The sequence below is a fragment of the Spirosoma endbachense genome (assembly GCF_010233585.1).
Classification (GTDB): Bacteria; Bacteroidota; Bacteroidia; order Cytophagales; family Spirosomataceae; genus Spirosoma; species Spirosoma endbachense.
On the sequence record NZ_CP045997.1, the window covers coordinates 8,257,539 to 8,269,589 of the forward strand.

The window sequence follows — 12,051 nt, forward strand, 5'->3', positions numbered from 1 at the left end:
AGTGTGTAAAAGTAAGAGTTTTACGGAACGCAATTTGTCAATAATGGCTTTATCGCTCTCGCAACGGGGAGATTTGTCTGCTTGTTGGTTCAAATCATCCCTAACTGGCCTTTGTCTGGTCCTGGGTTTGTCGCTCTTATTTACTAGTTTCCTATATGCCCAATCCAAGGTTCGAATCGATAGCCTGCCTGCCGATGGATTAACCCACTTATTTTGCTACTTCAGCCATAAAACCCTGAAACTCATTTTCGCAACTTATGAAACACCTTACCCTGATTTTTGCCTATCTGCTCATTGCCGCCTGTAGTCTGCTCTCAAACGCCTATAGCCAGTCTAGTCAGACAGGGCCCCTCCAGACCGGAGCTGATCAAATGACGCTATATCTGCCCGCCTTACAGGGAAAACGCGTTGGCATGGTCGTCAATCATACGTCGCGAATTGGTACGACGCATTTGGTCGATAGTTTGATTGCACGTGGTGTGACGATTAAGACCATTTTTGCGCCGGAGCATGGATTTCGTGGGGAAGCTACCGATGGCGAGAAAATCAGCAATGGCCGTGATCCACGCACGGGTGTTTTCATCACCTCGTTATATGGCCAGAACCGGAAGCCATCGCCCGCCCAGATGGACTCGCTGGATGTAGTCATTTTCGACATTCAGGATGTAGGAACGCGATTTTATACCTACATCAGTACGATGCATTACGTTATGGAGGCTTGTGCCGAGACGAATAAACCACTCATTGTATTGGACCGTCCGAATCCCAATGGTCACTTCATCGATGGGCCCGTGCTGGACCCGAAATTTAAATCATTTGTAGGCATGCACCCAATTCCGGTCGTTCACGGATTGACGGTTGGCGAACTGGCCCGGATGATCAACGGCGAAGGCTGGTTGTCTGGCAGTAAAACCTGTAAACTGACCGTAGTGCCTGTCAAAAATTACACGCATCAGACGCCCTATGTGTTGCCGGTACGACCTTCTCCGAACCTGCCGAACCAACAGGCTGTATTGCTGTATCCGTCACTCTGCTTTTTTGAAGGAACGGTCGTCAGTGTTGGGCGTGGTACTGACAAACAGTTTCAGGTTATTGGCTCTCCCTACACAAAATATGGTCCATACACATTTACGCCGGTAGACAAACCTGGGGCAATAAACCCACCGCTGGAAGGACTGCTTTGCTATGGGTTGGATTTATCGGCAATTTCTATCTCGAAGCAGGAAATGATGCTGAATTATTTCTTCGACTTTTATAAAAAAGCCAGCGATAAAGGTAAGTTTTTCCTGGCCAACGGCGGTATTGACCGACTGGCTGGCACCGATCAACTTCGGTTGCAGATGATCGCTGGCGTATCGGAAGATAAAATCCGGCAAAGCTGGCAACCAGCGCTGGATGGGTATAAAGTCATGCGGAAGAAATATGTGCTATACCCCTGAAAAGAGCGAACGAGTGACGGGTGAATGAGCGGAAAACGGCTACCAACTTTTCGTTCTTTCACCCGTCACTCGTTCACATTTGTTTGTGGTGCAGGCAAAATGCTCTAACTTTGCATTTTAGAGACCCATCCATGGCCACTGAGCAGATTCTGATTCTGGATTTTGGTTCACAGTACACCCAACTTATTGCCCGCCGGGTGCGCGAACTGAACGTTTATTGCGAAATCCATCCGTACAATCACATTCCAACGATTACCTCTGACGTTAAGGGCATCATTCTTTCGGGGAGTCCATCATCCGTCCGCGACGCTGATGCACCCGAAGTTCACCTGGCAGCTTTTCGGCATAAACTACCCATTCTGGGCGTATGCTACGGAGCTCAATTGCTGGCTCATACGAGCGGTGGTGAGGTGAAAGCATCGGCCATTCGGGAATATGGCCGGGCTAAACTTGGTACTGTCAACAATGATAGTCCATTGCTCAAAGGTATCGACCAGCACTCACAGGTCTGGATGTCGCATGCCGACACGATCACGAGTGTTCCCGATAATTTCAAGATCATTGCATCGACCGATACCGTTCGGGTTGCCGCTTTTCAGGTGGAAGGCGAACCAACGTACGGTATTCAGTTTCACCCCGAAGTGACGCATTCGCTTCAGGGAAAAACGGTCCTCCACAACTTCGTTGTCGATATTTGCGGCTGTGCGCAGGACTGGACATCGGAGTCCTTCGTTGAATCGACGGTTGCCCAGTTGAAACAGAAAATCGGTGACGACAAAGTCGTGCTGGGGCTGTCGGGTGGCGTCGATTCGTCGGTGGCAGCCGTACTCATTCACCAGGCTATCGGCAAGAATTTGTATTGCATTTTTGTTGATAACGGTGTTCTGCGCAAAGATGAGTTCTCCGGCGTATTGGAGTCCTACAAAACGCTGGGACTGAACGTGAAAGGTGTTGATGCAAAAGAGCAATTCTATACGGCACTCACTGGATTGACTGATCCTGAAGCAAAGCGGAAAGCCATCGGCAAAACATTTATCGACGTATTCGACCACGAAGCACACCTCATCGAGGGCGTGTCGTGGTTGGGTCAGGGAACAATCTACCCCGATGTCATTGAATCGGTATCGGTGAAAGGCCCTTCGGCAACGATCAAATCGCACCATAATGTGGGTGGTTTACCCGAATTTATGAAGTTGAAAGTGGTTGAACCACTCAATACATTGTTTAAAGACGAAGTGCGGTCGGTCGGCCGGACGCTTGGCCTTCCCGAAGCTATTCTGGGACGTCATCCATTCCCCGGCCCCGGACTAGCTATTCGCATCCTGGGCGATATCACCCCCGAGAAAGTAGACATCTTACAGCAGGTCGATGCGCTGTTTATCGACGGTCTGAAGCGTGAAGGCTTATATGACAAAGTTTGGCAGGCAGGCGCTATGTTGCTGCCAGTTCAGTCGGTTGGGGTTATGGGCGACGAACGCACTTACGAACGCGTTGTGGCTCTCCGTGCCGTAACGAGCGTAGACGGGATGACGGCAGACTGGGCACATTTACCTTACGAGTTTCTGGCTGATGTCTCCAACGAAATTATCAACCGGGTCAAAGGGGTAAATCGTGTTGTTTATGACATCTCCTCGAAACCACCCGCAACGATCGAGTGGGAGTAATAAAGCTCACGAATTGCGATTTGCAAAAATGAAAATGCCCGACGTTGGTACGTCGGGCATTTTCATTTTTAGGACCTATTAACTAAGCGAAAACCGAAAAAATGGTACTCTATAAAGTATTTTATTGATTTAATGGTCAAAATTAGCCCTCGTATCGAATCCGTATTTAGGTTTGCAATTAAGAATTAGTCTAAATAAAGTATGAATTGCAACCTATATAAATCACGAATGCCCTCAATGATATTGTGGTCATTGTGGCTGAGTCTGTTAAATCTCCCTCTTTTTGCACAATCAACTACGGGTAATATTGCCGGACGCATTGTGTCGGCAACAGCCCAGCCGCTTAGTCAGGTTACTGTCCGTTTGTCGAATTCACGAATAGGAACGACAACAAACGAGCAGGGTGAGTTTACGCTCAATAATGTGCCCACAGGTGCGCAGACGATCGTTATAAGCCGGGTTGGCCATACACGCAGCCGCCAGACAGTGACGGTGTCGGCAGGCGAAACTACGCGGCTAACCGACTTCATACTTCCTGAAACAGCCGAAACATTGCAGGAAGTGACGGTAGATGGTAAAAACTCGTACAAGACTGATATTCCGTCCAATAGTCTTCGGGTAAAAACACCCCTGCTCGAATTGCCTCAGAATGTTCAGGTCGTAAATCGCCAGTTGATTGCCGATCAGCAGATATTCGACATGCTCGAAGGTGTTTCCCGCAATGTAAGTGGCGTTACACGTCAGGAGCACTGGGATAACTACGCCCGGCTAAACATGCGCGGTTCGCGGGTTTCGCCGTTCCGGAATGGCATGAATGTTTCATCGACCTGGGGACCGCTGGCCGAAGATATGTCGATGGTAGAACGGATTGAATTTGTGAAAGGACCAGCTGGTTTTATGATGGCCAACGGTGAACCGAGTGGTTTTTATAACATCGTAACGAAGAAACCAACGGGCGTCACAAAAGGAGAAGTGAACCTGACAACGGGCAGTTTCGATACCTACCGTGCTACGCTTGATCTGGACGGAAAACTCAGTCAGGACGGTAGTTTGCTATACCGGCTGAACGTAATGGGCCAGTCAAAAGGGTCGTTCCGCGATTTTGAGTATAACAACCGGTATACCATAGCTCCCGTTGTTAAATATAAATTGAGCGATCAGACATCCATCACCGCTGAATACACTTATCAGTATTCACAGATGTCGGTGATTGGCTCGGCCTATGTATTTTCGGCAAATGGTTATGCCGCTTTTCCGCGGACGCTCTCAACGGCTTCTGCCAACCTTGATCCGACAACGATTCACGATCATAGCTCTTTCCTGATTCTGGAGCATCAGCTTAGCCCAAACTGGAAACTGACCGGTCAATTGGCGTACTTCAATTATTCGCAGGTCGGTAGCTCGCTCTGGGCCGATTCGACAAAAGCAAATGGCGATATTTATCGGAATGTCAGTATTTGGGATGCGGCCAATGAAGGAAAATTTGCGCAGATTTTCGTTACTGGTGATGTTACGACGGGAGCCATTACGCACCGTATTCTGGCCGGGTTGGATCTGGGTAATAAAAAATACATTGCCGACTGGAATCAAACGTTCCCGTTATACGACAGCACGTTTGCATTCAACGGAAATAATCCAAACTATTATTTGCCCTCACAACTGCTGCCTAAGTTTGATCGTTCGCAAAGCCTGCGAAATCGGGCGGGTGCCAATGTGCTGAGTCAGTCATACAGCGGGTTGTATTTGCAGGATGAGTTGCGTTTCTGGCAGGACAAAATCCGCCTGACGCTGGCTGGCCGTCTGACAACTGCCCGCGATAGTCAGTATGGTGAGGGTACCGACGAAACCGTATTTACGCCCCGAGTAGGAGTCAGTGTTTCGCTGAACAAACAAACGTCGGTTTATGCACTTTACGATCAGGCGTTTGTGCCACAGGCGGGTGTTGACCGAATGGGGAATGCATTTAAACCAATAACGGGCAATAACACAGAAATCGGCCTGAAGAAAGATTGGGCCGATGGGCGCTGGAATTCGACGATTTCGGCCTATACAATCACCAAAAACAATGTACTGACCACCGATCCTACGAACCCGAATTACTCCATTCAGTTAGGAGCGACGAAAACCAGTGGTGTTGAGTTCGACCTGCGTGGCGAATTATCGCCGGGCTTGAACCTGATCGCTAACTACGCCTATACGGATTCGAAAATCACCAAAGATACCAAATCCGAAAATGTTGGTTTGCCCGTTCCCGGCTATAGCAGACATGTAACAAATGCCTGGCTCTCGTATCATGTACGCCAGGGAGCTGTGCAGGGGCTTGGAGTTTCGCTTGGTTACCAGTGGCAACTTGATCGATATGGCTGGTTTTCGGATGCTGTCGATAAAAACCCGACCATGCCAAACACGTTTCAGGCCGACGGGGCCATATCCTGGCAGAACAACCGCTTTAACATAGCGCTGAATGTGAACAATCTGTTCGATGCATACATCTATTCGGGCGCTTATTATTCGTGGAGCAAATCGTATTACTGGCAGGCGCAGGCTCCGCGCAATTTCCGCCTGAGTATGGGTTTTAAATTTTAATACCATTCAGTGACGGATTTGGCGCAAACGGAAGGCTTGGGGCGAAGCCATGCTGTTTGCGCCAAAAAATCACGACCTCTAACGACTGAACAAGCCGACGATGACAGTAAAAAAACTGGTTGGAACGATTCACCTTTGGCTTGGGCTTGCGTCTGGGCTGATTGTCTTTGTTATTAGCCTTACGGGCTGTATGCTGGCTTTTGAACAGGAAATAAAAAACGTTACCCAGCCCTATCGTTTTGTTGAGCCACCAGCGGGCGGGAAACTACTGCCACCCTCTGTATTGAAAGCGAAAGCTGAGGCTGCATTACCCGGTAAGGTGGCAAATGGTGTTTTATACGAAGAAACAGGACGGAGTGCTACGGTTGGCTTTTACAATGCTGACCCGGAATTTTATTACGTTGTTTATCTGAATCCCTTTTCGGGGGAAGTGCTGAAGGTGTGGGACGAAGATGAAGACTTCTTTCATTTCATTCTGCATGGGCATTATTATTTATGGTTGCCCGAAAAAATTGGCCAGCCAGTAGTGGCATCGGCTACGCTTATTTTTCTAGTGTTACTAATCTCTGGATTGGTGCTTTGGTGGCCTAAAAACAAAAGTGCGGCTAAACAGCGATTCAGCATAAAATGGAATGCGGCCTGGCGCCGGAAGAACTACGATTTGCACAATGTGCTGGGCTTTTACATGCTGGCTGTCGGAATGATTTTTGCCATAACCGGCCTGGTGTGGGGTTTTCAGTGGTTCTCAACGCTGGTGTATCGGGTTACTGGTGGCACGGGTTCTGCTGAGTATATTATTCCTCCTTCTGATTCGACAATAGCCTCAGGCGTATCGTCGGCCACAACGGCGGTGGACAAAGTCTGGCTGAAACTCCGGCGGGAAAATCCAGCACAGCAAGGCATTAATCTATCCTTTCCCAAAACCCCCGGCGAATCAATTTTTTCATACGTCAATTACCGGCCTGGTACGTACTACAAGGTTGATTACCATTATTATGACCAACACACGCTAAAGGAATTATCGGTCGACAGCCCCTACAGTGGTAACTATGCCGACGTGAATCTGGCCAAGAAGCTGAAACGGATGAATTATGATATTCACATTGGTGCCATTTGGGGGCTACCCGGTAAGATTCTGGCGTTTTGTGCCAGTCTGGTCTGCGCCAGCCTACCCATAACGGGTTGCCTGATCTGGTGGGGCCGTCGTAGCAAAAAGCGACCTGTTAGCCGTGCCGTTGCCCGATCGATGGCTTAATGGGTTTGCTCTTGTTTTCGCAAATAGCGTATTCTGAACTTGTTTCTGTGAGAAGCGTAAAAAACTAGTTGTATCAATAAGGTTTTAGGGGAAAGATTTCTCAACTTTAGGCATTAATCCTAACATCTTTTATTACAATGAGAACTACACACATTAGCCGGGTAATTACGCTAACGTTAGCCGGCGTATTAATGACAATGATGACATGGGCTCAAGGAGACAAGGCGAACCGGCCTAGTCCACCGGCAACGGCCAGTGGGAAAATTAAAGATGCTACCATCACCATCAATTATAGTAGCCCTTCGGTGAAAGGTCGCCAGGTTTGGGATCCTAGCGGTACGCTTGCTCCTTATGGAAAAGTGTGGCGGGCCGGAGCCAATGAAGCGACTATCTTCGAAACAGACAAAGACATCAAGATCGAAGGAAAAACATTGCCTGCCGGGAAATATAGCTTATTTGCTATCCCTGATCAAAAAGAATGGAAAATCATCTTCAATTCACAAACCGGTCAGTGGGGTATCAAACGGGGCGGAGAAGCCAATCGCGACCCAGCCAATGACGTATTGACCGTGTCTGTAAAGCCAGCCACTGCACCCTTGACGGAACGGCTGGTGTATAACGTAACCGGCAAAGGAGTTGTTCTGAAGTGGGAAACTGTTGAAGTACCCATTGCTATTCAGTAAGCGATACCTGTAAAGAGCGATCCCTCAGACGCATAAAGTTTTTAAAACTCTATGCGTCTGAGGGATCGCTCTTTACGCAATTGGTTCATCGACGACGATTTCCTGATCCAGTCCACATTTTTCCATAAAGTCATTGGTGAACACGGCCCGTGTCGGAGAATCAAGGAGTTGATTCCGGGCCGTTAGCCACGCATCGACGGCGGAATCACCATATTGCCGACGAATACGAGAGCCGTCAAGATTGAAGTTGACCTTGCCCCAATGCTGGGTGTAGGGAATGCCTAACGCATCGAGTCGATTCCAGGTACGCTCCAGAAATTGACGCGTTAATTCAGATTCAATACCGTCGAGCTCCAGTACGCAGGTGATCGGAAAGCGTGTAAAGCCCAGGGTTGCCGGGGTTTTCTTCACCCATCGCAGACCCATGATACCCGGAAAAGCGGATTCTGCATTCAGCGCGACGACTTCCTCCAATACACGCGGACTATCTTTCGCGTCAACACCGATAGCGGCACTGGAGGCTTTCCCCCGAATATTTGTATTCCCGAAAAAATCACTCATGGTGCCAATCCAGCCATCGGTATCCTCCAATGCCTGCGGATAAAGCGTATTGACGAGTGTGGGCACAAGCTTTCGGGGCGTAAGCTTGTCCAATAGCGTTTGAATTAAGCCCATTGTATCATCGCCGTATGTAAAACCTGGTTTGAGTGGGGGAGGTGTTGCGCCAGCGGGTTTTGTGTGGTGTTTATACAAAACTCTGACGAACGGCCCCCGCGACGGGTCAGTCCCGGTCAGGTCGAACTGATGCGGATTGACAATGAGCTGGAAATGATAAGGTTTGGCGTCGGGCGTTGGCAGTGGGAGGTTCAGGACGCTGGTAATACCCGAAAAATCACAGTCGGTCATGGCTTTTTTGAGTGCACTGGTATAGGGTACACTCTTCGCACTGTATGACTTTAACCAGAACAGGGCTTCGATTTCGAGCATAATGCCATGAATGAAGCCAAATGAACCAAAACTGACTACGGCTGCATTGAACAGATCATCATCGCGTATCACCTCAGTTACGTCCAGCAAGTCAATAAAAGGTTGACCCGCCACCGGATAAGACGCCCTTTCCAGCCAGATGTGTTTGTCGGGGCCGCACACGATATGTAGGCCAACGATGGTATCATGCACAGCCCCAAAGTCGAACGCTGCGCCGTGGGTGCCGGTTGATGTGGCTCCGGCAACGGTCTGGCCGTTACTGGCTCCCGATGCTCGTATCGACTTATTACGAGCTTCAAGGAGTTGTTCCAAAATGTGGATCGTGGTGCCGCATTCGGTAAAAAACAGGTTGTCGGCCGATTTGCCCGCAGTCAGATAGGCGGGAGCAACCGATGCATTGCGGATGGCAAAGGTTTGCATCAGCGCATCGGTGTCGATCATGCCACCATTGGTAACACCAACTTTAGCGAACGACCAGTTTTTGCCAATAGCCCGTAATCGAATGTTATTCTCGATGGCGTGTTTGATGAGCCACTGAAAATTAGCGGTCGTTTGCCGATATTCTGATTTGCTATCGGGTAAACCACTGGGAATGGTCAACTTAAAAGACGTGTCGGGTGTAAGGGGTTGTGTAAAGTTTTCATGGCGATTGGTCAGTTCTGAAACCACCAATTGCTGAAGGCCATTCGGTAAGCTCATTGTGCCGACGGGTTAAAGGTGGAGAAGATTTAGATCGAATCGGTTGGGGGTACGTAGGGTGCACAACACCATCGTACGTGCCGTTTATTAACAACACCGAGCGTAACGGTCGATAAGAGATAATGCGCAAACGTGGATTTGACCGTTACGCCATTGAGGTGATTGAACCGGCGGTCGCAGGGCGGAGTGATGTCGGTTGGTTGCTTTAATCCCCAGAAATAGGCAGTGGTAGTTTGCTGGGTATAGGTAACATTAGCTGGTGTGTTGCAGTCGGGCTCCGTCGTCACACGGGTGGTTATGCAACCAGGCAGGAGCGGAGAAACGAACAGCAAACCCAGCCCCAGTAATAGACCACGGATTCGACTAATAAGAATAGAAGGTAGGTCTGATTTCATGGTGAAGTAGCGCTATGTCATGCATTAGTCGGGAAGGAACAAAATAGTATAACACATTAGTTAACTCATTGAGGGAACGGTAAATACAAAAAGCTCAAGGCCCTCGTCCTAGTGACGAAGGCCTTGAGCTTTCCCTGTGTAATAGTGAGTGAATAACCGGGCTAACGAGGTAGACCAGGACCGTAGTCGTAACTACTCATACACCCAGCTAATCAATTCTGATATTAGCTGATTTTAAGCGCATCTTCGGCATTATTTATACCAGATTTTGCTGCATCTGCTACATCATCTACTTTGTTGTTGTAGGCATTTTTTGCCCGCTCTTTGTTATAACCCGACTGGACTTCGTTTTTATAGTGGTCCACTTTTTTCTCTGCCCGGTTAGCATACTGATCAACCTTGTTTTCAGCGTTTCCAACCAGACTATCGATCTGTGATTTGACCTGAGCAACGCCCTCATCCCACTGATCCTGTAAGTCATTGACACGCTGAGTCAATTTGTCGCGGGTTTCTTTACCACTACGGGGAGCCGTCAGATAACCGATGGCCAGGCCTGCTAATACTCCTTTCAGAAAACTCATAATCTTAGTTGTGTTTAAATTGGTTCTGGGATAGTTAATATACGTTAAAAAGTATGCCAGAGTGTTTTGAAGAAGAGCTTAGGTCTGATAGACAGTGTATTATGGGCGAGGTTATTGCCATTTACGAGACTTTTAACGAAAACGAATGAGTAGTTTATTCCACAAGATAGTAGTTGTTAATGGGCGCAAAAGTGCGGCCGAGTTACGTACTGACATACAAAAAAAAGCCGGTTCGCTACAGACGAGCAGGAACCGGCGGCTATTAATATATAGGTGACTATTTATCGCTTCTCGGCAAGAACTTCTCGAATATCGTCAATGATTTTACCGGCCAGATGATCAGCAGTAGCAAGTGTATCTGATTCGGAGTAGATACGGATGATTGGTTCCGTATTTGACTTCCGCAGGTGAACCCACTCTTTGTCGAACTCAATCTTAACTCCATCGATGGTATTGATTGGATTCCTGGCATATTTAGCCTGAATCCGATTCAGTACTGCATCAACATCGATATCGGGTGTCAGTTCGATTTTGTTTTTGGAAATGTAATAATTCGGGTATGTTCGTCGCAACATGGAAGCCGACTTTCCAGACTTGGCCAGATGGGTCAGAAACAGCGCAATGCCAACCAGGGCATCACGACCAAAATGAAGGTCAGGATAGATAATGCCGCCGTTTCCTTCACCGCCAATGACCGCATCTTTCGCTTTCATCATCTCAACCACGTTAACCTCGCCAACCGCTGACGCAAAATGCTGTCCGCCGTATTTTTGGGTCACGTCGCGTAGCGCTATCGTGCTCGACAAATTTGACACTGTATTGCCGGGCTTGTTTTTCAGGACATAATCTGAAACCGCGACCAGCGTGTATTCTTCGCCAAACGGCGAACCATCTTCACAAATCAGGGCAAGCCGGTCAACATCAGGATCGACCACAATGCCGAGGTCGGTATTCCCTTTCTCCATCTCCTTGATTATATCGCGTAGATTTTCAGGTAAGGGTTCGGGGTTATGAGCAAAATTACCCGTCGGTTCGCAGTGTAATTTGGCAATTTTTTCTACACCCAGGGCCTCCAGCAACATCGGTACAGCCAGGCCACCCGTTGAGTTGACCGCATCGACGATAACTCTGAAATTGCGGGCTGCAATGGCAGCACGATCAACTAATGGCAGGGCCAGAATAAGGTCAATATGTTTTTGAAGCCAGCTCGTATCGGTGCGATATTTGCCTAATTTACGTGCTTCCGCAAAATCAAATGATTCAGTTTCAGCAATAGAAAGTACTTCGGCTCCATCCGTTGCTGAAATAAATTCACCGGCTTCATTCAGAAGTTTAAGGGCATTCCACTGTATGGGATTATGGCTGGCCGTTAAGATGATGCCACCCGCTGCCCCTTCGGCCGTTACGGCAAGCTCAACGGTAGGAGTTGTTGACAGACCAAGGTCAACCACGTGTAAACCCAGGCCCTGTAAAGTAGCCGCTACCAGCTTCGATACCATTTCACCCGAAAGCCGTCCATCGCGGCCAATCACAACAGTTTGTTTCTCAGGGTTGCGTTGCCGAAGCCACTGCCCAAAAGCAGCCGCAAATTTAACCACATCCAAGGGCGTCAGTCCGTCTCCGCTGCGCCCCCCAATCGTTCCTCGTATCCCGGAAATAGACTTAATTAATGCCACGTGAAGGGTCTGATAAAAATTCTGATAAGTCTGCAAAGATAGGTTGCAGGGCGTAAGGGGCAAGGGGCAAGTGCTTAAGCGCAAAA

At 48.5% G+C, this 12,051-nt stretch carries 9 protein-coding genes; 5 read left to right on the forward strand and 4 right to left on the reverse strand.

All coding sequences use genetic code 11. The features are described from left to right. Positions 1-257: 257 nt before the first annotated feature. The 5 genes from GJR95_RS33530 to GJR95_RS33550 all read left to right on the forward strand — a co-directional run bounded on the left by GJR95_RS33530 (position 258) and on the right by GJR95_RS33550 (position 7,627). Positions 258-1,439, forward strand: coding sequence for an exo-beta-N-acetylmuramidase NamZ family protein (locus GJR95_RS33530; RefSeq protein ID WP_162390008.1), 1,182 nt, complete (start codon positions 258-260; stop codon positions 1,437-1,439). 131 nt (positions 1,440-1,570) lie between these two features. Further along, the gene (gene guaA, locus GJR95_RS33535; RefSeq protein ID WP_162390009.1) at positions 1,571-3,103 is read left to right on the forward strand and encodes a glutamine-hydrolyzing GMP synthase; all 1,533 of its coding nucleotides are present in this window, start codon (positions 1,571-1,573) and stop codon (positions 3,101-3,103) included. Between the two features lie 228 nt (positions 3,104-3,331). Further along, a complete protein-coding gene (locus tag GJR95_RS33540) occupies positions 3,332-5,689 on the forward strand; it encodes a TonB-dependent receptor (protein ID WP_162390010.1) in 2,358 nt (785 codons plus the stop codon). Between the two features lie 100 nt (positions 5,690-5,789). Beyond that, positions 5,790-6,944 carry a PepSY-associated TM helix domain-containing protein gene (locus GJR95_RS33545; protein WP_162390011.1) on the forward strand — a complete coding sequence of 385 codons (1,155 nt, stop codon included), beginning with the start codon at positions 5,790-5,792 and terminating at the stop codon, positions 6,942-6,944. Between the two features lie 137 nt (positions 6,945-7,081). Next, positions 7,082-7,627, forward strand: coding sequence for a DUF2911 domain-containing protein (locus tag GJR95_RS33550; RefSeq protein ID WP_162390012.1), 546 nt, complete (start codon positions 7,082-7,084; stop codon positions 7,625-7,627). A gap of 72 nt (positions 7,628-7,699) precedes the next feature. Here the strand turns inward: GJR95_RS33550 and GJR95_RS33555 are convergent, their stop codons facing one another. The 4 genes from GJR95_RS33555 to glmM all read right to left on the reverse strand — a co-directional run bounded on the left by GJR95_RS33555 (position 7,700) and on the right by glmM (position 11,965). Then, the gene (locus tag GJR95_RS33555; RefSeq protein WP_162390013.1) at positions 7,700-9,313 is read right to left on the reverse strand and encodes an FAD-binding protein; all 1,614 of its coding nucleotides are present in this window, start codon (positions 9,311-9,313) and stop codon (positions 7,700-7,702) included. Positions 9,314-9,342: 29 nt separating this feature from the next. Beyond that, complete coding sequence (locus GJR95_RS33560; RefSeq protein ID WP_162390014.1) at positions 9,343-9,708, reverse strand: hypothetical protein; 366 nt, start codon at positions 9,706-9,708, stop codon at positions 9,343-9,345. Positions 9,709-9,932: 224 nt separating this feature from the next. Beyond that, a complete protein-coding gene (locus GJR95_RS33565; protein ID WP_162390015.1) occupies positions 9,933-10,289 on the reverse strand; it encodes a YtxH domain-containing protein in 357 nt (118 codons plus the stop codon). Positions 10,290-10,570: 281 nt separating this feature from the next. Beyond that, complete coding sequence (gene glmM, locus GJR95_RS33570) at positions 10,571-11,965, reverse strand: phosphoglucosamine mutase (protein ID WP_162390016.1); 1,395 nt, start codon at positions 11,963-11,965, stop codon at positions 10,571-10,573. Between the last annotated feature and the right edge of the window lie 86 nt (positions 11,966-12,051).